Here is a 25,703-nt window from a genome sequence, read left to right as displayed (position 1 = left end):
CGGTAGCCGTACAGAAACCAGATAAACCAAAGGAGAAATAGCGACATGGCTGCCACCGAGCAGGAGATCCTCGAGGGCCTCGGCAAGATCATCAACGAGATCACCGGGATTCCGGCGACCGACGTCACCCCCGAGAAGAACTTCGTGGACGACCTCGACATCGACTCCCTGTCCATGGTCGAGATCGCCGTGGCCGCCCAGGACGAGTTCGGCGTCGAGATCCCTGACGACCAGCTCAAGAACCTGAAGACGGTCAAGGACGTTCTCACCTTCATCCAGAACTGACCTCAGTCATCCACTGATCTCAGTTCCCAACTGATCGACAAGGAGCGCGAAACGTGAGTGCAAACCGGGTACGTGTCGTGGTCACCGGGCTCGGCGCGACGACGCCCGTCGGTGGAGACGTCACCTCGACCTGGTCGGCGCTCCTCGCCGGTCAGTCGGGAGTCAAGGCCCTCACCACGGACTGGATCGACACCGTCCCCGTGAAGTTCGCGGGGACGGCCGCGGTCGATCCGACTGAGGTGCTGCCCAGGCCCGAGGCCCGCCGCCTCGACCGCAGCGAGCAGTTCGCCATGGTCGCGGCTCGGGAGGCCTGGGCCGACGCGGGCGCCCCCGAGGTGGCGCCCGAGCGGCTCGGCGTCGTGGTGTCCTCCGGCATCGGCGGCATCACGACCACGCTGACCGCCTACGACACCTACAAGGAGCGGGGCTGGAACCGGCTCTCGCCCTTCACGGTGCCGATGCTGATGCCCAACGGCCCGGCCGCCTGGATCGGTCTCGATCGCGGCGCCCAGGCCGGCGTGCACGCCACCGTATCGGCCTGCGCGTCCGGCGCGGAGGCCATCGGCTACGCGATGGACATGATCAGGTCAGGCCGCGCCGACGTGGTGGTCGCGGGTGGCACCGAGGCGGCCATCCACGGCCTGAACGTGGCCGCCTTCGCCGCCGCGCGCGCCATGTCCACCCGCAACCACGACCCCGAGGGCGCCTCGCGGCCGTGGGACCGCGACCGTGACGGGTTCGTGCTGGGCGAGGGCGCGGGCATCATCGTGCTCGAGTCCGAGGAGTACGCCAAGGCGCGCGGCGCGCGGATCTACGCCTACGCGGCGGGCGTCGGCTACTCCGCCGACTCCCACCACATCACCCAGCCCGAGCCGGGGGGCCGGGGCATCAGCATGGCCATGACCCAGGCGCTCACCGACGCGGGCATCACCGGCCACGACGTCAAGCACGTCAACGCGCACGCCACCTCCACCCCGGCCGGCGACGTCATCGAGGTGCAGGCGGTGGCCAAGTCCATCGGCACCCACCCGCTGGTCACCTCGACCAAGTCCATGACCGGCCACCTGCTGGGTGGCGCGGGCGGCATCGAGTCCGTCTTCACGATCAAGGCACTCCAGGAGCGCCTCGTACCGGCCACCATCAATCTCGACAGTCTCGACGACGGCATCGAGGTGGACCTCGTCTACGGCGAGAACCGCCCGCTGCCGGAAGGCGACCTCGCCGCGGTCAACAACTCGTTCGGATTCGGCGGCCACAACGTGGCGGTCGTGTTTAAGGGGGCTTAAATGACCGTGCTCGACAATCGGGTCGTGACGCAGGGCTCCGATCAGGAGCCCGCCGACCCCCGCGATCCGGTCGTCCGGCTGACCGCGCTGCTCGACGAGGGCTCGGTTCGGCTGATCACTCCTGAGGACAGAAGCGGCGTACTCGCCGCCATGGGCCGCGTCGAGGGTGTCCCCGTCGTCGCCTTCTGCAGTGACGCCCGCTTCCAGGGCGGCGCGATGGGCAGCGAGGGCTGCGAGCACATCGTGCACGCCTACGACGTGGCCGTCCGTGAACGGGTGCCGGTCATCGGGATCTGGCACTCCGGCGGTGCGCGACTCGCCGAAGGCGTCGAGTCGCTGCACGCCGTCGGCCGGGTCTTCAGCGCGATGACCAAGGCCTCGGGCGTGGTGCCGCAGATCTCCGTGGTCGTCGGCCCCGCCGCCGGTGGCGCCGCCTACGGGCCGGCACTGACCGACCTGGTGATCCTGGCCGACTCGGGCCGCATCTTCGTCACCGGGCCCGACGTGGTCCGCAGCGTCACCGGCGAAGAGGTCACCAGCGCCGCGCTGGGCGGCCCCGAGCCGCACAGCAAGCGCAGCGGCGTCGTCCACATCATCACCAAGACCGAGACCGACGCTCTGCTGCGCGCGCGGCAGCTCGCCGTGCTGCTCGGCCACCAGGGCCGGGTCCGCACCACGGGCATCGACGAGGTCGACTTCTCCACGCTGCTGCCCGAATCGGCGCGGCGTGCCTACGACGTCAAGCCGCTGGTGAACGGCCTGCTCGACGAGCCGGGCATCGAGCTGCACCCCAAGTGGGCGCCGAACATCGTCACGTCGCTCGGCCGCCTCGGTGGCCGGACGGTCGGCGTGATCGCCAACAACCCCATGCGGCTGGGCGGCTGCCTCGACGCCACGTCCGCCGAGAAAGCTGCCCGCTTCGTTCGTATGTGTGACGCTTTCGGCGTCCCATTGGTTGTCCTGGTGGACGTGCCCGGTTATCTCCCGGGTGTCGGACAGGAGCACGACGGCGTGGTCCGCCGCGGCGCCAAGCTGCTGCACGCCTTCGCCGAGGCGTCGGTGCCGCGCATCACGCTGGTCACGCGCAAGGCGTACGGCGGCGCGTACATCGCCATGAACTCCCGCGCCCTGGGCGCCACCAAGGTGTTCGCCTGGCCGACGACTGAGATCGCGGTCATGGGCGCGGTCGCGGCGGTGCGCATCCTGAAGCGGCGCGAGCTGGCCGCCGCCCCCGACGAGGAGCGGGCCGAGCTGGAGCAGCGGCTGGCCGACGAGCACGAGAAGCTGGCGGGCGGGCTCGAGCGGGCGCAGCAGCTCGGCGTGATCGACGAGGTCATCAAGCCGGAGGAGACCCGGGGCGCGATCGCCAAGGTCCTCGCCCAGGCCACCCCGGCCAGGGGCGCCCACGGCAACATCCCCCTGTAGGCATGTGAAAAGGGGCCCCGCACCTGATGGGTGCGGGGCCCCTTTTTTACGTGGTCAGGCGGCGCGTGTCTCAGCTCCGCGTGTCTCAGCGTCTCAGCTCCGCGTGTCTCAGACGGCGGCGTGCAGCCAGCGGACCGGTGCGCCGTCGCCCGCGTACCTGAACGGCTCCAGCTCCTCGTCCCACGGCCGGCCGAGCAGCTTGTCCAGCTCGTCCTCCAGCACCGCGCGTCCCTGGGTGGCCATCAGCATCGCGGTGCGGAGCCGGTCCTCGGGGATCATGATGTCGCCCGCGGCCCCGACGACCGCGCTGAAGGCGCCGAGCGTCGGCGTATAGGCATGACGGGACCCGTCGACCCCCGCTGACGCGTCCTCGGTGACCTCGAACCGGATGCGCTGCCAGCCCATGAGGGAAGAGGTGATGGCCGCCGCGATGCCCGGGCGGCCTTCCCACTCCGCCTGCGCCCGCAGGACGTTGGGCGCGGCGGGTTGCGGCGTCCACGTAAGGTCCACGGGTACGCCAAGAACACCCGCGACCGCCCATTCGATATGAGGGCACAGCGCGGGCTGAGCTGAGTGGACGTAAAGCACGCCACAAGCAGACACCGGACCTCCCGATTCGGTACGAGGTGCGCCTTCCCCAACGGCCTCGCCCCGGGATGATCACAAGTGACTAGGGAGAGACTACCGTCGGTCGCAACCGGGCACCAGAGGGGGGCCATACCAACTTGGTGCGGCAGGGGCGTGTGACACACGGGTGAGCGCGGAAAGATACCCGCTCATGGACATCCAATCTGTCGGCGAGTCGCTCATCCGGCCAGGTCAGATACTGGCCGACCGCAGCGCGCTGTCCGTCGCGGCTCGCTGGACCCAGGCCGTCGCCGACGCCGACGGCGTCTGCGTGATCCATCTGTCGCCTGGCGTAGACCCCATCGAGATCACCATGGACTTGCGGGAGCACGGCTTCCGGGCCTCCCCCAACCATGTGCTCGCCGGACAGCCGTTGTTCTGGGGCGGGCCGGCGTCCCGGCCGTTCCCTTCGCCGCCCGTGCCGTACAAACCGGGCAGAGGGCGCTCGCCCGTCGTCGTGGGGCTGCTCGACACCGGGATCGCCGAGCACCCGTGGTGGGCCGACAGCGACTGGTACGAGGATCAGCCGAGGGATGACGCCGAGCTGCTCGAGGGCCGCCAGGCGGGCCACGGCACGTTCCTGGCCGGCCTGCTGCTGCGGCAGGCGCCGGGCGCGGGGCTGCGCGTGTGGCGGGTGCTCGACGGGGACGGCGTCGGCGACGAGGCGGGCGTGGTCCGCGCCCTGAACCGGCTGCGCGACAACCCACCCCCGATCCTGAACCTGTCCTTCGGCTGTCACACCTTCGATGACCGGCCGCCTCCCCTGCTGAACGACGCGCTGCGGGGCCTGCCGGACACCGTCGCGGTGGCCTGCGCGGGCAACACCGCGAGCGACCGGCCGTTCTGGCCGGCCGCGCTGCCCGACGTCGTGGGCGTGGCCGCGCTCGACGCGACGCAGGAGCACCGGGCGCCGTTCTCCGCCTACGGCTCCTGGGTCAACGCGTGCGCCCGTGGGGAGTGGCTGGCCAGCAGCTTCCTGGAGCGCGACGAGTTCGCCGGGTATGCCGTCTGGAGCGGCACCTCCTTCGCTACGGCCCTGGTCGCGGGCACGATCGCCGACGCCGCCAAGGACCTGCCGGCCAAGGAGGCCGCCGGGCGAGTCCTTGACCCTGAGACGACCCGGCAAATTCCCGATCTGGGAGTTCTCATCAGGTCGAGTCTGTAGAGTTTACGCTCAGTCCTCGGCCAATCACGAGGAGGCAGGGTGGCCTCCTCGTCCGTCACGGCGAAGGAGGCCGCATGCACGAGCCACGCGATCCGGCGGAGCTGCTCAAGGCCGCGGCCGAAGACGACCAGACGGCCTGGGACCAGCTTGAGTCCAGGTTCGGGCCGCGCATGTGGGCAGTCGCCCGCGCGTGCGGGCTGAACGCCACCGACGCGGCGGACGCGGTCCAGGGTGCCTGGCTGCGCCTGCTCGAAAACCTGCACACCATCAGGGAACCATCAGGCGTCGGCGCGTGGCTGGCGACGACCACGCGTCGTGAGGCGCTTCTGATCATCAGGAAGGAACCACCCGGATTTCCCTCCTTCGACGTCGTGCACGACCCTGATCCGGCGACTGTCGTCCTGGAGGCCGACGGCAGCCGCCTGCTGTGGAAGACGGTCTCCGCTTTGCACGAGCCTTGCCGCACCCTCCTCCAGCTGGTGGCGACGGATATGGGGAGCCAGCAGGTGGCGATGCGGCTCGGCATGCCCGTGGGCGCCGTGGGTCCAACCAGGATCCGGTGCCTGGAAAAACTGCGCACCCTGATCTCACTACAGGAGACGGTGCAATGATCAACGATGAGTATTTCCTGGCGGCTCTCCGGCTCGCCGCCGGGAGTGATCCGATCCCTGGGCATGTTTCCGCCGCCGCACGTGATGCCTTCGGACTCCGGGTCTCGCAAGCGGTGACCGCCGCGCCTGCCGACTGCGCCGCAACCCGTGGCGTACGAGGCGGCGACGGTCCCGGCATGGTCCGCTTCGTCGCGGCCGGCCTCACCTTCGATCTGGAGGTGACGGTGGGCGACGGGCTCATCGACGTCGCGGGACAAGTGTTCCCGCATCCTGGCGAGGGCAGCCACGTCGATGTGAGGACCCCGCATCTGACGCTCACCAGGCGTCTTGCGCGAACGGGCCAGTTCGCGGTCACCGGCCTGCCTCCGGGCTGGCTCAGTGTGGTCTGCCACCGGCCCGGTCTCGCACCCGTCCAAACCAGGTGGGTGCGCATCCGCCCATGATCACGCGGGAGCCAGGTACCGCGTCCCACCCCCTGGCTCCCACTCCTCCCCTACGAAGCCCAGGGCGCCATGATCGCAACACAGGACGACCGTTCCGCTCCCGACACCATCGGGCTTGGGGGCACGGCCGCTCCCGATCGCATCGTCCCCCGCGAGCCCGCCACACTCGGCGACCCGCTGGTGGTGGCGGCTGAGATGGCGGTGCTTCGTTCGGTGGTCGATCCCGAACAGGCCCTCCACGCCGGCCGCACCGTCCTGGCCGCCGCCCAGGCAGTGGGCTGCGTCGACGCCGCGGTGGTCGCCCTCAGAGCGATGGCGCTGGCCGCCCGCGAGCTCGGCGATCTCGAAGCCGCCGAAGCCCACCTCCGGCAGGCCATCGCCACCCCCGGCATCCCGCGCCAGCGCATGGCCCAGGCACGGCTCTCCCTGGTGACGGTACGCACCGAACGCGGCCATCCCCTGCAGGCGCTCCGGGTCGCCGCCCTGGCCTGGGCCGACCTCTCCCGGCTCGACCGGGCCAAGCTCGACACCCAGCGCGCCGTGGCGCTCGCCCACCTGGGCCGCTACCAGGAGGCCATCGCCTCGTGCGACCGCGCGCTCCAGGTGCTGGTGGTCGCGCCGGGCACCATCGACGACCGCCGCTTCCTGGCCGGCGGCCTGCTCAACCGCGGCCTCGTCCACGCCTACCGGGGCGATTGGGACGCCGCCACCCGCGACATCACCGCCTGCCTGGAGATCTCCCGCCACGCCCGGCTCGACCACCTGGCCCGCCTGGCCGCCGCCAACCTGCCCTTCCTCGCCGTACGCCGGGGCGACATCACCGGCGCCTTCGCCCACTACCGGGCGGCCGAGAACACCCTGTTCGGCTTCCCCGAGCGGCTGGCCACGATGCGGGCCGACTTCGCCGGGGCCTTGCTGGCCGCGCACCTCCCCGGCGAGGCGAGGGCGCTGCTCAGCCTGGCCGTACCCGATCTGGAGTCGTCCGCCGCGCTGGTGGCGCTGGCCGAGGCGCGGCTGAAACTGGCGCAGGTGGAGCTGCTCACCGGCGACGCCCGCCGCGCGCTGGCCGTGGCCGAGCAGGCGGCGGTCGAGCTGGCCGAGCAGGACCGCGTGTCATGGCTGCCGCTGGCCAGGGAGGTCGTGCTGCGTGCCCGCCTCGCGCTGGAGGGCTCCTCACCCGAGCTGCTCGAGGAGCTGATCGCGTGCGCCGACGACCTCGAGAACGGTCCCGCCTACCTGGCGGGCGCCGCCGCGCTGCGCCTGGTGGCGGCGGAGGCCGCGCTGGCGCTCGACGACCATCCGGCGGCGTCGGCGCAACTGGCCCGCCTCACCGCGCACGCGCAGCGCGGCGAGCGCTGGGTGCCCGCCGGGACCCAGCTCACGTCACTGGCCTCGGAGTTGCAGGCCAGACATCTCGCGCAGACGTCACAGATCCCGGTGCTGGTACGCCAGCACGCCCTCGCCTTGGAGTCCGCGCTGCAGGAGGACGTCACCCAGGCGTTCCGCGCGGTCCACGACGGGCTGACCGAGATGGGCGGCAGCATGGAGTCGTTCGACGACCCCTCGCTGCGGGCGCACGCGGCGCGGGCCGGTGAGCGGCTGGCGGCGTTCGGGCTGGAGATGGCGGTGCGTGACGGGTGTGCCGAGGAGGTGTTCGACTGGGCGGAACGCTGGCGGGCGGTGGCCGCTCCCGCGCACGCCTGCGGGCTGGCCGATCCCGGTTCCGTGCGGGCCGGGCTGGGCGGGGCGGCGCTGGTCGAGTTCGTCACCGACGGCTCCTCGCTGCTGGCCGTACTGATCACCGGGGAGCGGCTCACGCTGCGGCGGCTGGGCAATCTGCGGCCCATCCGTGAGGCGCTCATCCGCCTGCGCTACTCACTGCGCCGGGCCGGGTTCGGCGACGGCGCCGCCGCCGACGCCCAGGTCGAGCCCGCCGCGGCGGAGCTCGAACGCCTGCTGCTCCGGCCGCTCCAGACCGAGCTCGGCGACCGGCCGCTGATTGTGGTGCCCGCCGGTCCCCTGCACACGGTGCCGTGGACGGCCCTGCCGTGCCTGCGTGATCGTCCGGTGTCCGTGACCGCCAGCGCGTCCGCCTGGCTGGAGGCCGGGCAGCGCGCCGCCGTACCCGCCGAACGGCCCGTGATGATCGCCGCGGCCGGGCCCGGGCTCGCCCACGCGCGCGCGGAAGTCGAGCAGGTGCTCGCCTGCCATCCCGGCGCCCGCGAGGTGCCCGCCCGCTCCGGCGCCGTGCTCGCCGCGCTGACCAGCGCCGACGTGCTGCATCTCGCGGCGCACGGGGTGTTCCACGCGCGCAGCCCGCTGCTGTCGGGCATCACGCTCGCCGACGGGCAGCTCATGGCGTACGACCTGCTCGGGCTGTCCCGGACGGCCCGGCTCGTGGTGCTGTCGGCGTGCGACTCGGGAATGGCGCACACGCCCACGGACGGCGCCCCGCTCGGGCTGGCCGGGACGTTCCTGTCCAGGGGTACGGCCTGCGTCGTGGCGGGGATGGTGCCGGTGCGTGACGAGGAGGCGATGGCCGTGATGACCGCGTTCCACGGTCTCCTGGCCGACGGCCAGTCCCCCGCCTCGGCCTTGGCTTCGGCCTCGGCCAAGACGGGAGCGCTCGGCTTCGTCTGCTTCGGCGCGGGCGACCGGACTTACACACGGAAACGCGACCGACCACCGACCCCGTAATGCGGGGGTCATCTGGTCGGCGCGCCGATAGGGCGACGGGCCTGGCCCATCACTGATCCGGTCGGCGCGCCACTCAGGCAGCGGAGGCTTGGGCTGTCGCAGCCGGTCAGGTCACGAAGCGTCAGCCTGTGGCGATCGGTCGTGAGGGGTCGGCGACCCACTCGGACCACGAGCCCACGTAGAGTGCCGCGGGCAGGCCCGCCACCTCCAGGGCCAGCACCTCATGCGCGGCGGTGACGCCGGAGCCGCAGTACGCTCCGGCCGGCATGCCCTCGCCCACCCCGAGCGCGACGAACCTGTCGCGCAGCTCGGCCGCAGGGCGGAACCGGCCGCCGGGGCCGATGTTCTCCGTGGTCGGCGCGCTCACCGCACCGGGCACGTGCCCGGCGACGGGGTCGATGGGCTCCACCTCGCCCCGATAACGCTCACCCGCCCGCGCGTCCAGCAGCACCCCCGACCTAGCGAGCGCCCCTGCCTCGGCGGCGCTCAGCACCGGCATCCCACCCGGCCTGGCGACGAAGTCACCGGGCACCACCTCGGGCGTCTCCTTGACGATCGGCAGTCCCGCGTCGGCCCAGGCGGGCAGGCCGCCGTCCAGCACCCGGACGTCCTGATGCCCGAAGTAACGCAGCGCCCACCACGCCCGCGCCGCGGCGGTCGACCCCGTGTCGTCGTACACCACCACCGGCCGTCCCCCGGACACCCCCAGCCGCCGCATCGTGCTCTGGAAGTCGTCCGCTTCCGGGAGCGGATGCCGCCCGGCCGTTCCGGGCGGCGCGGCGAGGTCGGCGTCGAGGTCGCAGTAGACGGCGCCCGGCACGTGCCCCTCGCGGTACAGCTCGATCCCCGGAGGGCCACCGAGCCGCCACCGCACATCGAGCACGGTCACGCCGTCCAGCGCGGCGAGTTCTTCGGGCGTGATCAACGGACTCATCGGCCGCTCACCCCAACCCCAGCGGCGATCAACGAACTCATCGGGTGCTTACCTCCAAGAGCGGTACGTACTGTTCGGCGGTCGTCATCGAGCCGTGGTAGCCGGTGAACAGCGCCTCGATCGGATGCGCGCCCGGCGCCGTGATGGCCAGCCCGGAATACGGGACGGCCACGACGTCGCCGATGCGCCCCGCCCATTCCGGCCGCACCCGCGGCCCGAACCAGCCGGACTCGACCGCCTCCTGCCTCGACACCACCCAGGCCTTGCCCGCCAGGGTCTCACGCCATGCGTCGAGCACTTCGGAGGCGGCCCCCGGTTCGGCGTACACGTGCCTCGCCCTTGCCTCCCCGCCGAGCATCGCCACCCCCCGGCTCAGCGCGGGCTCGGTCTCGGCGTCGAGCTTCTCGGTCACGTTGACCATGCCGTGGTCGGCGGTGATGTAGAGGGCGGAACCCGGGGGCAGGTCCGCGGCCAGGCGTTCGGCCATCCGATCCACGATTTCGAGCTGACCCAGCCACTCCTCGCTGCCCCAGCCGGTCATGTGGCCCGTCGCGTCGAGGTCGCCGTAGTAGACGGTGACGTGGGCCCGCGGCTCGGCCATCGCCGTACGTACCCTGGCCACCCGCTCGTCGACGGTCTCGGCGGCCAGGTAACGCACGCCGCGGTAGACCGCCTCGGTCAGCCCGCTCCCCTCGAACTGGGCCGGCGCCACGTAACCTGCCGCGATGCCCGCGGCGGCGGCGCGCTGGTAGACGGTCTCGGCGGGCTGCCATTGGCCCGGCTCCATGAACGCCCCGCCGGGCAGCGTCCACCGCAGGCAGTTGAACAACTGCCCGGTCCCCGGCACGGCCAGCACCATCCCCAGCATGCCGTGCTCACCCGGCGGCACACCGGTGCCCAGCGAGCACAGACTGGTGACGGTGGTGGCGGGGAACCCGGCGGTGAGCGTGGTCTTGGCGGCGGCGGCGAGGAACGGCGCCCGGTCGGCGTGCGCGCGCAGCGCCTCGTCACCGAGCCCGTCCACGAGGAACAGACAGACGCGGTCGGCGGGGGCGAGCTGGAGGGGGTTCGGCTCGTCCATCCCCAGCACGGCCAGCAACGCATTCGGCAGCTCCGCCAACGACGCGGTGCCGTAACGGGGAATCAGTGGCGCGTTTCCACCCATGCCGCTCCATTCTGTTCGTCGCCCGAGAAGTTCGATCTTGTATGACGCTCCCGCCGTACGGCGCTGATCACCGCCAAACCCCTGAACCCCGACGATGTTGTACGGCACGGCCAAGTGAGCGCCACCCACCGCACGTGGCTGAGGGGCCTCCAGGAATACGGCCGCTGAACCCGCACGTGGCTGGGCGTCGTTACGTGCGTATTCTTGGCCGTCTTCTTCGCTTGATCGGCTGGGCGCCGCACATGCCGTGCGGGACCGTTCGTGGGGAATGTCCGGCCGGTGTGCCGGCACACACGCACGACCGCGGGGGCACCGTCGGGTCGGCGCTGCTGAGCTGGAAAGGTCGCGTGGGCACGGCCGCGTGAGAACGACCACGCGGGGGCGGTCCCGCCGATACCGCCGTGGGGACAGCGCAGAATGGGCGCGGTCGCGTGCAGACCGCCGCAGGAACACTTGCGCACCATCGGGCGGGCACCATGGCAGGGACACCACCGCACGAACACGATCACGTGGACACCACCACAGGGACGGTCTCACATGAGCACGGTCCCGCAGGCGCCGCCGAAGGGACAGTGCCGCTTGAGGCGTCTCCGGTGGGACACCGCCCCTTGAGCACAACCCCGTGGACACGGTCGCGTGGGCATGACCACAAGGACACCACCGCATGAGCACCACCGATTGCCACCTCAGGGGAGCACCGGTCTGTCGCAGAGGTGCCCTTGTGGGCGCGATGTCGTGGAGTTGGTGTGCCGGGGTTCGTGTTGTGTGCATGGGTCTTGACCTGGTGGCACCGAGAGGGTGGGCGCCTGGGAGTGGCCTGTCAGGTTGTGGCGCGGGCGGTGGCTTCCGAGAGGGATTTGGCGAAGGCGAGGACGTGGGTGACCGCTTCGGGGCCGTCGGCTGCCTCGCTCACCCGGAGCGAGAGGTCGTCCGCGGTGATGGCGCCCGTGTAGCCGTGGTCGGCCTCGCAGTTCTCGTCACCGCAGGTGGCCGGTTCGAGGTCGACGTGGGAGATCGCTCCCCAGCCGATCGTGAGCGTGGCCTCGGTGGGAGGGACGCCGGGGACGTAGGAGGCGGGGTCGGGGACGACGCGGGTGACCGCGACCGACTGGACGCGGCTCAGGCGTACGGCCTCCGTGGTCGTGGAGGCGTGCGAGGTCGAGACGCCTTCCACCGCAGGGTGTTCGTCGGTGTGGCAGACCAGCAACCTCGTCGTCGACAGCACTAGGACGGTGACGTGCCTGCGCACTTCCATCGCGGGATCGAAGGTGGCCTCATGGTGGACCACGAACGCGGTCACAGCCTCCTTGCCCAGCGCGGATTCGACCGCATCGGTGACGAGGTCGGGGTAGTAGCCGCTGCGCTCGATCGCTTCACGCAGGCCCGCGGCTGAGACTCGGGTTTCCCTCATGGGTCCATCCTGCCAGGACCGCGCAGTGCACTCACCCACCAGACATAACGCTCTATAACGTCTTTTATCCCGTTATCTACGTGCAGGGCCGTGTGCAATTCCCGGACGCTGCATTGCGCCTCATCAGTGCCGCTGTGCCGACATCTGGAGTGACAAATGGTGAAATTTCATAGAAATGAGGTTTAGCCAGCCGCCGAGACCCCCCCCTGCGGGGTGCGGGGTGCGGGGTGCGGGGTGCGGGGTGCGGGGTGCGGGGTGCGGGGTGCGGGGTGCCGGGGCTTACCTATTTGCCAATACGGCAAGGAACTTTGTCATTTCGGTGGATGCGGGGTGAGAGTACGAGGCATGACTACACAAAACCTGCAGTCCCCGGCCGCCGATTCCGTACGTCCGGAGCGGTGCTATGACGTCGTGGTGCTCGGGGGCGGAGCCGCTGGGCTGAGCGGGGCGCTGGCTCTGGTGCGGGCACGGCGTTCGGTGCTGGTGATCGACGCCGGGCACCCACGCAACGCCCCGGCGGCCGGTGTTCACAACTACCTGTCGCGTGAAGGCACTTCTCCCGCTGAGTTGCTGGCATCGGGGCGTGCGGAGGTGAGCGGGTACGGCGGGGAGTTCCTGGAGGGGACCGTCATGACCGCTGAACGCCTTATGGGCGGGGGCTTCCGTGTCGTCCTCGACGACGGGACCTCGGTCGTGGCGGATCGGCTGCTGGTGACCACGGGCCTGGTCGACGAGCTGCCCGAGGTGCCGGGAGTGGCCGAGCGGTGGGGGCGGGATGTGCTGCACTGCCCCTACTGCCACGGCTGGGAAGTACGTGATCAGGCGATCGGCATCCTGGCGACCGGGGTGATGGCGGTCCACGCGGCCTTGATGTGGCGGCAGTTGAGCGCGGACGTGACGCTGTTCTCGCACACCGCGCCCGAACCCAGCGACGAGGAACGCGAGCAGTTCGCCGCCCGCGGCATCTCCGTCGTCGAAGGCCAGGTGACCGGCCTGGAGGTCACCGGCGACCAGCTCACCGGCGTGAACCTGGCCGACGGGCGGGTGATCCCCCTCCAGGCGCTGGTGGTCACCCCGCGCTTCACCGCCCGCACCGACGTCCTCGTCGGGCTGGGCCTGGAGCCGGTCGAACTGGAGGTACGTGGTCACGTGATCGGCAGCCACATCGCCGCCGATGCGACGGGGGCGACCTCCGTGCCCGGGGTGTGGGTGGCGGGCAACGTCGCCGACCCGATGGCTCAGGTCATCGGCGCCGCCACGGCGGGGTTGAAGGCCGGAGCGGCGATCAATGCCGATCTGATCGCACAGGACACCGCTCGTGCCGTTACGGCGTACCGCGCCCGGAAGCCGGCCGCACACGATCCGTTCTCCGCCGAGGTGGAAGCAGAGCTGTGCGAACGCGTTCTCGGCGATCGCCGCCACGGCCTGTGACAACGGAGGCCGTGGCACGCCTCCACCGCCACGGCCTACGCCACCGCCGTACGCCTCCGCCGCCACTTCGCGGGCAGCGGACGGTGGGAGACCCTTGGCTGCGGGGGACCGCCGGGCGGCCGGACACTGTCGGATGGCTGGACACTGTCGGATAGCGGGGCAGGCCGGATGCGGGGCAGGCCGAGCGGGGGTTCTGGGTGGTCGGCGGGCTTACCGGATCGTCGCCAGGCCGATATTTCACTTTCTAGTGGGAATCATGCTCTTTCGGGAAGGGCCGGGTGTCAGGGGAGGCCATCATGCGCGACCGGACACGGACACGGGCGCTGGGCGTCTGTCTGGTGTCAGCGTTCATGGCCGGGCTGGACGTGAGCATCGTCAACGTGGCGCTGCCCTCGATCCGCGCGGGCCTGCGAGCCTCCGAGGACGGTCTCCAGTGGACGGTGTCCGGATACGCGCTCACGTTCGGGCTGCTGCTCGTGCCGGCCGGCCGGCTCGGTGACGCGCGCAGCCGCCGGGCGATCTTCATGGTCGGCGTCGCCCTGTTCACGGTGGCGAGCGCGGCGTGCGGGTTCGCGCCGAGCATCTCGGTGCTGCTGGTGTCCCGCCTGGTGCAGGGGATGGCGGCGGGGATGCTGAACCCGCAGGTGTCGGGGCTGATCCAGCAGATGTTCCGCGGCTCCGAACGAGGGCGGGCGTTCGGTGCGCTGGGCGCGACGATCGGCGTGTCCACGGCGCTCGGGCCGCTGATGGGCGGCGCGCTGGTCTCGGCCTTCGGGCCTGAGCACGGCTGGCGTTGGGTCTTCCTGGTGAACCTCCCGATCGGCATCGCTCTCCTCCCCCTGGCCTACAAATTCCTCCCCGCTCCGCGAACCGACCTGCCGCGGCGGCAGGAGAGCCTCGACCCGGTCGGCGTGCTCCTTCTGGGCACAGGCGTGGCCGCCCTGCTCCTGCCCTTCATCCAGCAGCACCAGTGGCCGGGTAACACCAAGTGGCTCCTGCTCCCGGCCGCGCTGCTCGTGCTGGCGGGATTCGTGATCTGGGAACGGACGTACCGCAAGGAACCGCTGGTCAACCTGGGGCTGTTCGCCAAGCGCTCGTACAGCCTCGGCACCGCCATAGCGCTCTTCTACTTCGCCGGATTCACCGGCATCTTCTTCATCTTCACCCTGTACCTGCAGAGCGGCCTCGGCTACAGCGCGCTCATGGCCGGGCTGTCGATCAGCCCCTTCGCGGTGGGCTCGGCGGGCGCGTCGGCGGCAGGCGGGCGCCTGGTCTCGCGAGCCGGTCGCCGCCTGGTGGCCATAGGGCTGGTCACCGTACTGGCCGGACTGGGGGCGACCATGGTCGCGACCATGCTGGTCCCAGGCGCGGGGGTGGGCGCGGCGACGGCGCTGCCTCTGCTGGTAGCCGGGGTGGGCAGCGGCTTGGTGATCGCTCCCAACCAGGCCATCAGCCTGTCGGAGGTCCCCCCGGAGCAGGGCGGGAGCGCGGCCGGAATCCTTCAAACGGGCCAGCGCCTCGGCTCGGCCATCGGCATCGCCGCCGCGGGGTCGGTGTTCTTCGGGGCGCTGGGGCAGGGCTGGCCGACCGCGTTCCGGCATGGCCTGGGAGTGGTGGCGCTGTCCGTCTCGATCGCGCTGGCGGCGGCGCTGTACGACCTGACCCGCGAGTACGCCGACCGCCGCAGGCTCCACTCCGCCCCATGACCGGCCACCGCGTCCCGCGCACGAAAGGAAACTTCCATGGGCCGATTCCGGGACGCCGGTGACCTGAATTCTTCTTGCCTGGCCTGGTGAGGGCCCCGATCCAGGAAAAGGGGTTTTCGCTAAGGATGTACTGGCGCGTTATATAGCGACCGGCCGGCATGGCGCTCGCCGCGACTCTGGTCCCGCTCTGTGCCGTTATTCGAGGGACGACCGTGCTCTGGTGCACCTACAGCGGTTTCGCGACCGTGTTCACCGGCGAAGTCGATTACGGCAGCACCGTGCGGAACGTGTCCTTCCAATTAGTGGGGTCGAGTTTCAGCAACCAGAACGTCTACAAGGAGCACTACGACAACCCCTGCAACTGTTCGCGCATGACCTCGGCCAGCCGGTCGAGGGCTTGTCGGGCACGATGAAGCCGGCCCCGCCCGTCAGCAGAAGTCTCATGATCCGATCGACACCCGGCTGTGGTCGCTCAGCAGCATCCGGTGGGTCGAGGGCCGCCCCGACGTCACGTAGGCGTTGCGCCCCACGATCGAGCCGTCGATGTCGCCGACCTCGTGGATCTCCGCGTCCTCCAGGAGGATGGAGTATCCGATCTCGCTCTTGTGGACGATGCAGCGAGGCCCGATCGACGTGTACGGGCCGACGTAGCTGCCGGACACCGTCGCGTCCGCCCCGATGATGATCGGGCCGACGAGCCGCGAACGGGACACCATGGCCCCGCGCTCGACGATGACCGGCCCGGTGATGGCGGTCTCGCCGTCGACCTGGCCGTCGATTCTGGTCTCGATGTCCTCCAGGAGCGCGGCGTTGCAATCCAGGAGGCTCTCCGGCCGTCCGGTGTCCTTCCAGTAGCCCGTGTGGACGTGCGCGCGCACGTCACGGCCGTCGGTGACGAGTTTCTGGATGGCGTCGGTGATCTCGCGCTCGTCGCGATGGCTCGGCTTGGTCGCGCGTACGGCATCGTGAATCGCCGGCGAGAACGCGTAGACGCCCACGATGGCCAGGTCGCTGCGCGGAGCGGGAGATTTCTCCTCCAGCCGGGTCACCCGGTCCTCGACGCCCAGCTCCGCGACGCCGTATTCACGCGGGTCGGCCACTTTCGACAGCATGACGGTGGCGTCGGCGCCGGACTCGCGGAACCTCCTGAGCACCTCGTCCAGCCCGCCGCGCACGATATTGTCCCCCAAATACATCAGGAAGTCGTCGGCGCCGAGATAATCGCCGGAAATCAGCACGGCATGGCCCAGGCCGAGCGGCGCAGGCTGCCGGATGTAGGTGATTCGCAGGTCAAAAGCCGAGCCGTCGCCGACCGACTCGCGGATCTGCGCCTCGTGATCGCCGACCACTATTCCGACATCGGTTATCCGGGCGTCGCGCATTGCCTCGAGGCCGTGCCAGAGAATTGGCCGGTTCGCCACCGGGAACAATTGTTTCGGAATCGCGTGGCTCAGCGGACGCAAGCGCGTCCCGTGGCCGCCCGCGAGCACGAGGCCTTTCACGAGCACTCCTCTATTCGATGGATTCCGAAGCACAGGATCGCCAATGGCGCTTGAAATTCGCTCGAAACTCACGCGACAGAGGGCTGCGGGCCGTCGTAACAGGCTTCACGCGCCGCTCTGGTTCGCGCTCCGTCTCCTGAGCGGTCAGGCCAGTCTGCGGGGGCCGCCGTCCGGGCGGGGGCCGGGTGGGGTGCGGATCGTGGCCCGGGCGCCCAGGATGATGACGCCCTCCCTGCCCACCAGCACCTGGTCGAGGTCGAGGCGGGCCACCTCCGGCAGGTCGTTGGCCAGGCGGCCCACCCTGACCAGGAGATCCTCCAGGGCGTCGACCGCCACGGGCGGGTAGCCGTACTCGCCGAACAGCAGCGGGGCCGCGCGGACGGAGCGCACCAGCCCGGCGGCGTCCTCGCCGGCGAGGGGCGCGAGCCGGAAGCCCTGGTCGAGGAGCAGCCGCGCCGTCACCTCGCCGAGTCCGAAGGAGACGATGGGCCCGAACGCCGGGTTCTCGGTGACGCTCACCACGGTGGGTACGGCGGGCTGCGGCGCCATCCGCTGGACCGCCAGCTCCACATCCTCCCCGAACTGCTCGGCGAACTCGGCGTAGGCATGCCGCACACTGTCGGGCCCCGCCAGCCCGAGGCGTACGGTGCCGGCCCGGCGGGCGGCCTCAGGACCGGCCACCTTGAGCACCACCGGCCAGCCCAGCCGTTCGGCGGCCGCGACCGCCTCGTCCGGGGACCGCACCGCCTCGGCCGGCCAGACGCTCAGCCCATAGCAGGAGAGCAGCTCCGCCACGTCGGCCGCCTCGGCCTCGACCGACGGCCCTGGCTCGGCGAAGAGGCTCCGAGCTGACGCCACAGCGGGAGATTCCACCGCGGAAGGCGCGTCGGCGGTGGCCTCCGGATGGAGGGCGCGGTGGATCAAGGCGCGGGCGCAGTGCGGGTCGATGTCCGGCAGTTCGGGCGGTGGCAGCGACGGTCGTGCGCGCCACCTGGCGTACCGGACCACGTGCGCCAGCGCCCTGACCGCCTCCTCCGGCGCCGCGTACGAGGGGATGGACCCCCGCGAGGGCACGGCGCCCACCCGCAGATCGGGGTGCATGCCGAGATGCCCCTGGAAGGTGGCGAGCACCGGCTTGGCCGAGCCCTGCGACACCCGCAGCAGCTCGGCCGCCACCTCCGCGTCCTCGCCCGGGATCGGCGGCATGTAGATCACCACCACCGCGTCCACCGACGACGAGCCGAGCCGGTCCGCGAGTGCCGCACCGAAGGAGGAGGCGCCGGCGCCGGCGCCCAGGTTCACCGGCGGCAGGGGCTCCAGGCCCGCGGCGACGCACGCGTCGGCGGCCAGCAGGCCCAGGGCGTCGGAGTTGGTGACCAGCCCGACCCGGGGACCGGCGGGCAGCGGCTGGTAGGCCAGGAGCTGGCCCACGTCGAAGAGCTGGATGAGGTCGTCCACCCGGATCAGCCCCGCCTGCGAGAACAGCGAGCTGATCGCCGAGTCGGGCAGCCCGAGCGCCTCGGCGGAGTGACTGTCGGGCGTCCCGCCGCTCTTGACCACCACGATCGGCTTGCTCCGCGCCAGGCGCCTGGCCAGCCGGGTGAACTTGCGAGGATTGCCCAGCGACTCCAGGTAGAGCAGGATCACCTCGGTCGAGGCGTCCTCCTCCCAGTACTGGAGCAGGTCGTTGCCCGACACGTCGGCCCGGTTGCCCGCCGAGACGAACGACGAGATGCCCATCCCCCGCTGCGCCACCCGCTGGAGCAGGGCGGTGCCGAGCGCGCCCGACTGGCTGAAGAAGCCGACCCGGCCCCGGCCGGGCACGGTCGCGGCGAGGGTGGCGTTGAGCTTGACGGCCGGGTCGGTGTTGGCGATGCCGAGGCAGTTGGGCCCGACGACGCGCAGGCCGTACGCACGCGCGATGCGCGCCAGCTCGTCCTGCCGCTCCCTGCCCTCGGTGCCCGTCTCGCCGAACCCGGAGGAGACCACGACCAGCCCGTGTACGCCCTTCTCTGCGCACTCCTTGACCACCTCGACGACGCCGGCGGCGGGCACGGCCACCACGGCCAGGTCCACCTGGTCGTCGATCGCCGTCACGCTCGGGTAGGTCCGTACGCCCGCCATCGCCCGTACCTCGCGGTGCACCGGGTAGACGGGGCCGCTGAAGTCGGCGGCGAGCAGGTTGCGCAGCACGGTGTGGCCGACGCCGCCCGGCTCGCGCGAGGCGCCGATGACCGCGACCGAGCCGGGCGCGAGCAGCCGGGCGATGGATCTGGCCTCGGCGCGGTGTTCGCGGGCGGTGGTGACCTCGGTCGAGGTGTCGGTGGGGGTGAGGTCGAGCGTCATGCGGACGACGCCGTCGGCGAAGCGGCTCTCGGCGGTGTATCCGGCCTGGCGCAGCACGCCCATCATCTTCATGTTGGCGGGGAGCACGTCGGCCACGAAGCGTTCGATGCCGCGTTCGCGGGCCGTGGCGGCCAGGTGCTCCAGGAGCACCGAGGCCACTCCCCTGCCCTGGTGGGCGTCCTCGACGAGGAAGGCCGTCTCGGCCTCGCCGGGGCCCGTCCGGTCGTAGCGGATCACGGCCACCATCTCGGTGCCGATGGTGGCGATCAGCGCGACCCGGTCGACGTAGTCGACGGTGGTGAACCAGGCGACCTCCTTGTCGGAGAGCCGTGGCCTCGGGCCGAAGAAGCGGAAATAAATGGATTCGTCGGAGAGCCGGGAGTAGAAGGCACGCAATCGGTCGGCGTCGGCGGGCTTGATGGGGCGCACGTGAGCGGTGCCGCCGTCGGCCAGGACGACGTCGGCCTCCCAGTGGGCGGGGTACTGAGCCTCCACAGTCCCGAGCGTAGACCGCATCCCGGATGACGAGCTCCGCAGGGCCTATTGGGCAACGCTTGTGCATCGACTGCCCCCCTGTGTCCGGGGTACGCCCCACGGGTAGCCCGGAAGCTGTTAGTTTTGCCGTGGCCAGGCTCGTTCTGAAGGCAGCAAGGTGGTGGCATCATGACGCGGGTCGTCGTGGTGGGCGATCTCATGACCGACGCGGTCGCGCGCGCCCGTTATGCACTCGCCAGGGCGAGCGACACTCCGGCGATCGTGACGATGCACGGCGGTGGATCAGGGGCGAACATCGCCTCCTGGCTGGCCGTCGAGGGTGCCGAGGTGGCCTTCATCGGCCGCCGGGGCGCCGACATCACCGGTCGAAACCGTGACATGGAGCTGATGGGCTACGGCGTGGACGCCCGGCTCGTCATGGACCCTGAGCGGCCGACCGGCACCTGCGTGGTGCTCGTCACGCACAAGGGTGAGCGGACGATGCTCTCCGACCCGGGCGCCAACGCGGCGCTCTCGCCGGAGGACCTGCCCCGCGATCTGTTCGGTGGGGGTCATCTGCATCTGTCCGGCTACACCCTGATCAACGAGGGGTCCCGCGACGCGGGGCTGGCCGCGCTCGACATGGCTCGCCGGTCCGGGATGTCGATCTCGGTCGACTGCTCGTCGTCCGCGCCGTTGGAGCGTACGGGTGCCGAGCCGTTCCTCGAGTGGACCAACGGGGCCAAGCTGCTGTTCGCCAACGTCGACCAGGCGAAGGTGCTGACCGGCCGCGACGATCCCGAGGCCGCCGCCAAGGTGCTCACCGCCTGGTTCCCGCAGGTCGTGATCAAGATGAACGACGAAGGCGCGCTCTGGTTCGGCAACAGCCGCTCCGAGCCGGTCCGGGTCGACGCCGAGCCGGTCGATCGGATCATCGACGGCACGGGAGCGGGCGACGCGTTCTGCGCCGGATTCCTGCCGCCGTGGCTGGAGGGCAAGCCGCCGTCCGAGGCGCTGACGGCTGGCTGCCACCTGGCGGCACAGGCGATCTCGCACCTGGGAGCGCGTCCGCGCCTCTAGTGCGATCTTTCCGGCGCCCTTTATCGTAGGAGTCCCGAAAAAGGACGATAAGGAGCCGGATGCTGGGCGTGCGTCCGTTACGGCCAGGCGACCCTGTGTCGGTTGGTTCCTACAAGGTCATCGGGTTCCTCGGCGAGGGTGGCCAGGGCAGCGTCTATCTGGGCACCTCACCGACCGGCGAGCGGGTGGCGATCAAGCTGCTGCACGCCAGGTTCGCCGACGACGAGCAGGCCGTACGACGCTTCCGCCGCGAGGCTGAGGCCGCTCGGCGGGTGGCCGAGTTCTGCACGGCGCGGGTGCTCGAAGTGGGCGCCGTCAACGACCAGCCGTACATCGTCGGCGAGTACGTGGACGGCCCGTCCCTCCAGCGCCAGGTGTCCGGGGAGGGCCCGCTGCGGGACCAGGCGCTGGTACGGCTGGCCATCGCGACCGCCACCGCGCTGGCCGCCATCCACCGGGCCGGGGTGATGCACCGCGACTTCAAGCCGAGCAACGTGCTGCTGGCTCCCGACGGGCCCCGGGTGATCGACTTCGGCATCGCGCGGGCGCTGGACGTCAGCCAGAGCCTGACGACCAGCGTGGTGGGCACGCCCGCGTACATGGCGCCGGAGCAGTTCCACGGCGAGCCGTCTCCGGCCAGCGACGTGTTCGCGTGGGCGGGGACGATGGTGTACGCGGCCACGGGGCACAGCGCGTTCGGGTTCGGGGCGCTTCCTGTGGTGATGCACCGGATCCTGAGCATGGATCCGGACCTGTCGGGGGTGCCGGAGCCGCTCAGGGCGCTGCTGTGGACCGCGCTGGGCAAGGATCCCCGGCGACGGCCCACGGCGGAGCAGGTGCTGGGCGAGCTCATCCGGTCGAGCGCCCCACCACCACCGGTCGCGGCGTACCCGCAGACCGCACCACCCGGCTCGGCCCACCCACAGCCCCCGGCACCCGGCTCGGTCTACCCGCAGCCCTCGGCACCCGGCGCGGTCTACCCGCAGGCCGGCTCACCGGCGGGGCCTCGCTGGGAGTCCGGGCCGCAGGCGCCTTCGCCGTACCGGCGACCCTCGGGGACGGACCCCGGCGGCGTCACGCCCGTGACCGCGCCGGGCGCCCGGCGGCGCGGTGTGCTGGTGTCGGTGGCGGCGGTGGCCACGGCGCTCATGGTGGGCCTCGGGGTGTGGCTGATCCCCCGCGTCATCTCCCTGACGGGACCGGGAGTGGGGCCGACAGACCCGGCCACCACGGCGCCCACCGGCTTCGACGCCGCGGTCACGGCGGTCGCGAACCCGTCCACCAAGACCGGCGGCACCCTCCGCCTGACCTCGGCCTACAGCCTGGACTCCACCGATCCGGGCAACACCTACTATCCCGACGTGATGAACGCCATCCGCCTCTACGGCCGGTCGCTGACGATGTTCAAGCCGGTCCCCGGCAAGGCGGGCACCGAACTCGTTCCCGACCTGGCCGAGTCTCTGGGGCAGGCGAACGACGGCGGCAGGACGTGGACCTACCGGCTGCGTAACGGCGTGAAGTTCCAGGACGGCACGCCGGTCACCTCGGCGGACGTGAAGTACGCGGTGCTGCGGAGCATGGACGACGCCTTCGACAACGGTCCCACCTATTTCGACACCATGCTCGACCTGCCCACCGGCTACGAGGGACCGTACAAGTCACCCAACGCGAACACGGACTCGGCCATCCAGACGCCGGACGACCGCACGATCGTGTTCCACCTCAAGAAGCCGTACGGCGCCTTCGACACCATCGTCCAGTTGCCCGAGACCGTCCCCGTGCCGCGGGCCAAGGACACCCACGACAAGTACCGGTACGCGGTGACCTCGTCGGGACCGTACATGTTCGACAGCGCGACCGACACCAAGATCGTCCTGGTACGCAACCCGAGCTGGGATCCCGCGACCGACCCGAACCGCAAGGCCCTCCCCGACCGGTACGAGCTCCAGTACGAGCTGCCCGCGGCCGACGCGCGCACCAAGCTGCTGAACGGCGACTCGGAAGTCGGCTCGCCGATCGCGGACCTGGACTCGGCCAACGTCTACGGCAGCCCGGCGGTCAAGAACCGCGCCGACGCCCCGGTCGGCACCAAGATCCACTATCTGGCGATCAACCCGCAGGTCCCGCCGTTCGACAAGGTCGACTGTCGCCGCGCCGTGATCCGCGCCCTGGACCTGACGACGATCAACCTGGCCTTCGTCGGAGGGCTGAACCAGGGCGGCCAGATACCCAACTCGCTCGTGCCGCCGTTGATCCCCGGCACGCACGCGCTCCTGCCGGACCTCACGCCGTCCGGCGACGGGGACGCGGCCAAGGAGTCACTCAACGCCTGCGGCAAGCCCGGCGGGTTCACCACCACCTACATCTACCGCGACACCTTCGGCGAGTCCGCCGCCGCGCAGGCCGTGCAGGCGTCCCTGGCCAAGGTCGGCATCAAGATCCAGATCCGGGGCTTCCCGCTCGTGGACTTCCACGCGAAGTACGGCGGCAATCCCGAATACCTCAAGCAGGCGAACGTCGGCCTGATCGCCAGGGCGTGGGTGCCCGACTGGCCGGACGTGGAGTCGTTCGTCACCCCGCTCGCGGACAGCAGGGAGATCCTGGAGAAGGGCCACTCGATCAACGTGAACGTCCGCCTGTCCGCGCTCGACGCCCTCATCGACACGGCCAGGCAGGAACCCGACGCCACCACACGCGCCCAGCGCTGGAGCGAGGTCGAGCAGAAGCTCGCCGACGAGGCCCTGCTGGTGCCGCTCTCCTGGGATCGCACGCTGCTCGTACGCGGCAAGAAGGCGACCAACGTGTGGGTCAACCCGGTCTACGCCGGCTATGACCTGCTGACGATGGGCGTCAGCTGACCGTCGCCAGGGCCAGCGGCAGCACGGCGGGGGCGCCCGCGTGCCGTACGAGGGCGGTGGCGAGCGTCATCGTCCAGCCGGTGTCGATGCGGTCGTCGATCAGCAGGACCGGACCACCGCACGCCGCGATGGCGGCGCCGACGTCCTTCGGCATGGCCAGCGTCGCCCTGACCGCCTGAACCCGCTTGGCGCTGTTGAACTGCTTGCCCGGCGAGCCGTCGCGGTAGCCGAGCTCGCCCAGGTAGGTCAGCCGTCCGACCTGCGCGAGCCGCTCGGCGAAGCCGCGCACGAGCAGCGGCCGCGACGCGGACGGCACGTTGACCACGGCGATGGGCCGCTCCCGCCAGTCCCAGGCGGACAGCACCTGGATCACGGCCTTGAACATGTCGTCGGCCATCGGCCCGTCGGCGCCGTTGAACAGCTCGCGCAGCCGGTTGCCCCAGCCGATGTCGGTGAGCCGCCCGAGCACCCGCCCCGGCTCGGCGCCGAGCTCCGGCTTGATCCGGCCGGACAGGTCGGACAGGCCGGTCGGCCACTGCCTGCGGGCGTCGACCTCGACGCCGGGCCTGGTCAGCCGCTCGCGGGCGCCCGCCACGGCCTGCTCGGCGATCTCCGGCGAGCGGTGGTCGCCGGTGCAGTTGTCGCACCTGCCGCAGGGGCCCGCCGTCTCGTCGTCGAGGTGGCCGCGCAGGTAGCGTTCGCGGCACTCGGTCGTGGTCAGGTAGCCCAGCATGGCCTCCTGCTCGGCCTTGCGCTCGCCGGCGATGCGGGCATAGCGCTCGGCGTCGTAGTCCCACGGCCGGCCGGTCGCCTCCCAGCCGCCCTTGACCCTGCGTACGGCGCCGTCGACGTCGAGGACCTTGAGCATCATCTCCAGCCGCCCCCGGCTGAGGTCGACGGCCGTCTCGAGCGCCGGGGTGGACAGCACGCCGCGCTCTTCGAGTGCCTGGAGCGTGGCCCGCACCACCGGCTCGGGCGGGAACGCCAGCGAGGTGAAATAAGCCCAGATATCACGGTCTTCGGTGCCGGGCAGCAGGATCACCTCGGCCCGCTCGACCCCGCGCCCCGCCCGGCCGACCTGCTGGTAGTAGGCGACGGGCGACTGCGGCGCCCCCACATGGACGACGAACCCGAGATCGGGCTTGTCGAACCCCATCCCGAGCGCGCTCGTCGCCACCAGCGCCTTGATCTTGTTGTTGAGCAGCGCCTCCTCGGCGGCCAGCCGCTCGGCGGGATCGGTCTGCCCGGAGTAGGCGGCCACCTCATAGCCCTGGTCGCGCAGATATCCGGCGATCTCGTGGGCGGCGGCCACGGTCAGCGTGTAGATGATCCCGGAGCCGGGCAGCTCCCGCAGCGCCTGGGACAGCCACGCCAGCCGCTGCTCGGCCGTCGGCAGCCGCACGACGCTCAGGTGCAGGCTCTCCCGCTCCAGCGGCCCGCGCAGGACCAGCGTGCCCTCGCCCATCTGCTCGGCCACGTCACGCGTCACCCGCGCGTTGGCGGTGGCGGTGGTGGCGAGCACCGGAATGCCGGGAGGCAGCTCGTTGAAGAGCGTGGCGAGCCTGCGGTAGTCGGGCCGGAAGTCGTGCCCCCAGTCGGAGATGCAGTGGGCCTCGTCGACCACGACCAGGCCCGCGCTCTCGGCGAGCTCGGGCAGCACGTTGTCGCGGAAGTCGGGGTTGTTGAGCCGCTCGGGGCTGACCAGCAGCACGTCGACCTGCCCCTCGGCCACCTGCGCGTAGATCTCCTCCCACGCCTCGGGATTGGCCGAGTTGATGGTGACGGCCCGGATCCCGGCCCGCTCGGCGGCGGCGATCTGGTTGCGCATCAGGGCGAGCAGCGGCGAGACGATGACGGTGGGCCCCTCGTCGAGCTGACGCAGCAGGGCGGTGGCCACGAAGTAGACGGCCGACTTGCCCCAGCCGGTGCGCTGGACGACGAGCACCCGGCTCCGGTCCACGACCAGCGCCTCGATGGCGGCCCACTGGTCATCACGCAGCCGAGCGTGGTCACCGGCCAGCGCTCGCAGCCGAGCCTCAGCCTCTTCACGCAACATCGCCGAATCGGGGGCGTCAATCATGTGGTCCTTGTTACCACCTCCCACCGACGTTTGGCGCCAACGGCACCGCACGGGGCTCTGCGGGCAAACCTCTTCTTTCTGTTACGGCACAGCCGCACCCACCGCCACCCGCCGCACATGGCGGGTGGCCTCCAGGAAAACGGCCGCTGAACCCGCGCGGGGTCGGACGCCGTTACG

General features: G+C 71.0%; 18 protein-coding genes. 11 read left to right on the top strand and 7 right to left on the bottom strand.

Annotated elements, in window-relative coordinates; all coding sequences use genetic code 11:
- Nucleotides 1-45 precede the first annotated feature (45 nt).
- The 3 genes from KLK06_RS13185 to KLK06_RS13175 are packed head-to-tail and all read left to right on the top strand — an operon-like array spanning nucleotide 46 to nucleotide 2,996.
- The gene (locus tag KLK06_RS13185; protein WP_214635708.1) at nucleotides 46-285 is read left to right on the top strand and encodes an acyl carrier protein; all 240 of its coding nucleotides are present in this window, start codon (nucleotides 46-48) and stop codon (nucleotides 283-285) included.
- A gap of 53 nt (nucleotides 286-338) precedes the next feature.
- Nucleotides 339-1,571, top strand: coding sequence for a beta-ketoacyl synthase (locus tag KLK06_RS13180; protein WP_214635707.1), 1,233 nt, complete (start codon nucleotides 339-341; stop codon nucleotides 1,569-1,571).
- Nucleotides 1,572-2,996, top strand: coding sequence for an acyl-CoA carboxylase subunit beta (locus KLK06_RS13175; RefSeq protein WP_214635706.1), 1,425 nt, complete (start codon nucleotides 1,572-1,574; stop codon nucleotides 2,994-2,996).
- 108 nt (nucleotides 2,997-3,104) lie between these two features.
- Here the strand turns inward: KLK06_RS13175 and KLK06_RS13170 are convergent, their stop codons facing one another.
- Nucleotides 3,105-3,599: a DUF3145 domain-containing protein gene (locus KLK06_RS13170; protein WP_214635705.1), complete on the bottom strand. Its 495-nt coding sequence runs from the start codon at nucleotides 3,597-3,599 to the stop codon at nucleotides 3,105-3,107.
- Nucleotides 3,600-3,774: 175 nt separating this feature from the next.
- Between KLK06_RS13170 and KLK06_RS13165 the strand changes: the two genes are divergently transcribed.
- The 4 genes from KLK06_RS13165 (at nucleotide 3,775) to KLK06_RS13150 (ending at nucleotide 8,539) form a co-directional block, all read left to right on the top strand.
- On the top strand, nucleotides 3,775-4,788 hold the full coding sequence (locus tag KLK06_RS13165) for a S8/S53 family peptidase (protein ID WP_214635704.1): 1,014 nt from the start codon (nucleotides 3,775-3,777) through the stop codon (nucleotides 4,786-4,788).
- A 74-nt stretch (nucleotides 4,789-4,862) separates the two neighbouring features.
- Nucleotides 4,863-5,399, top strand: a complete 537-nt coding sequence (locus KLK06_RS13160; RefSeq protein WP_214635703.1) for an RNA polymerase sigma factor — start codon at nucleotides 4,863-4,865, stop codon at nucleotides 5,397-5,399.
- Nucleotides 5,396-5,842, top strand: coding sequence for a hypothetical protein (locus tag KLK06_RS13155; RefSeq protein ID WP_214635702.1), 447 nt, complete (start codon nucleotides 5,396-5,398; stop codon nucleotides 5,840-5,842). The genes KLK06_RS13160 and KLK06_RS13155 overlap by 4 nt, the downstream gene beginning before the upstream one ends.
- A gap of 69 nt (nucleotides 5,843-5,911) precedes the next feature.
- A complete protein-coding gene (locus KLK06_RS13150) occupies nucleotides 5,912-8,539 on the top strand; it encodes a CHAT domain-containing protein (RefSeq protein ID WP_214635701.1) in 2,628 nt (875 codons plus the stop codon).
- 121 nt (nucleotides 8,540-8,660) lie between these two features.
- On the opposite strand, the gene KLK06_RS13145 is transcribed toward KLK06_RS13150, so the two are convergent.
- From KLK06_RS13145 to KLK06_RS13135, 3 genes are all read right to left on the bottom strand, one after another.
- Entirely contained in the window at nucleotides 8,661-9,473 is an 813-nt protein-coding gene (locus KLK06_RS13145; RefSeq protein ID WP_214635700.1) for a sulfurtransferase, read from the bottom strand.
- Between the two features lie 37 nt (nucleotides 9,474-9,510).
- Nucleotides 9,511-10,638 carry an alkaline phosphatase family protein gene (locus tag KLK06_RS13140; protein ID WP_214635699.1) on the bottom strand — a complete coding sequence of 376 codons (1,128 nt, stop codon included), beginning with the start codon at nucleotides 10,636-10,638 and terminating at the stop codon, nucleotides 9,511-9,513.
- Between the two features lie 820 nt (nucleotides 10,639-11,458).
- Entirely contained in the window at nucleotides 11,459-12,049 is a 591-nt protein-coding gene (locus KLK06_RS13135) for a DUF5998 family protein (RefSeq protein ID WP_214635698.1), read from the bottom strand.
- A gap of 345 nt (nucleotides 12,050-12,394) precedes the next feature.
- Here KLK06_RS13135 and KLK06_RS13130 point away from each other — a divergent pair, with 345 nt between their 5' ends.
- Nucleotides 12,395-13,480: an NAD(P)/FAD-dependent oxidoreductase gene (locus KLK06_RS13130; RefSeq protein ID WP_214635697.1), complete on the top strand. Its 1,086-nt coding sequence runs from the start codon at nucleotides 12,395-12,397 to the stop codon at nucleotides 13,478-13,480.
- Nucleotides 13,481-13,776: 296 nt separating this feature from the next.
- Nucleotides 13,777-15,186: an MFS transporter gene (locus KLK06_RS13125; RefSeq protein ID WP_214635696.1), complete on the top strand. Its 1,410-nt coding sequence runs from the start codon at nucleotides 13,777-13,779 to the stop codon at nucleotides 15,184-15,186.
- A gap of 440 nt (nucleotides 15,187-15,626) precedes the next feature.
- Here KLK06_RS13125 and KLK06_RS13120 read toward each other — a convergent pair whose 3' ends face one another.
- Together KLK06_RS13120 and KLK06_RS13115 are read right to left on the bottom strand one after the other, a co-directional pair.
- The gene (locus KLK06_RS13120; RefSeq protein ID WP_214635695.1) at nucleotides 15,627-16,688 is read right to left on the bottom strand and encodes a glucose-1-phosphate thymidylyltransferase; all 1,062 of its coding nucleotides are present in this window, start codon (nucleotides 16,686-16,688) and stop codon (nucleotides 15,627-15,629) included.
- A 144-nt stretch (nucleotides 16,689-16,832) separates the two neighbouring features.
- Nucleotides 16,833-19,550, bottom strand: a complete 2,718-nt coding sequence (locus KLK06_RS13115; protein ID WP_214635694.1) for a bifunctional GNAT family N-acetyltransferase/acetate--CoA ligase family protein — start codon at nucleotides 19,548-19,550, stop codon at nucleotides 16,833-16,835.
- Nucleotides 19,551-19,697: 147 nt separating this feature from the next.
- Between KLK06_RS13115 and KLK06_RS13110 the strand changes: the two genes are divergently transcribed.
- Together KLK06_RS13110 and KLK06_RS13105 are read left to right on the top strand one after the other, a co-directional pair.
- Nucleotides 19,698-20,588: a carbohydrate kinase family protein gene (locus tag KLK06_RS13110; protein WP_214635693.1), complete on the top strand. Its 891-nt coding sequence runs from the start codon at nucleotides 19,698-19,700 to the stop codon at nucleotides 20,586-20,588.
- A 95-nt stretch (nucleotides 20,589-20,683) separates the two neighbouring features.
- Nucleotides 20,684-23,446: an ABC transporter substrate-binding protein gene (locus KLK06_RS13105; protein ID WP_214635692.1), complete on the top strand. Its 2,763-nt coding sequence runs from the start codon at nucleotides 20,684-20,686 to the stop codon at nucleotides 23,444-23,446.
- Here KLK06_RS13105 and KLK06_RS13100 read toward each other — a convergent pair.
- A complete protein-coding gene (locus KLK06_RS13100; protein WP_250905352.1) occupies nucleotides 23,439-25,526 on the bottom strand; it encodes a RecQ family ATP-dependent DNA helicase in 2,088 nt (695 codons plus the stop codon). The genes KLK06_RS13105 and KLK06_RS13100 overlap by 8 nt on opposite strands.
- Between the last annotated feature and the right edge of the window lie 177 nt (nucleotides 25,527-25,703).

Origin of the sequence: Nonomuraea sp. NEAU-A123 (assembly GCF_018603905.1) — a bacterium.
Taxonomy (GTDB): domain Bacteria; phylum Actinomycetota; class Actinomycetes; order Streptosporangiales; family Streptosporangiaceae; genus Nonomuraea.
The sequence above is the reverse complement of the archived record's forward strand: the minus strand, read 5'-3'. Positions and strand labels throughout refer to the sequence as shown.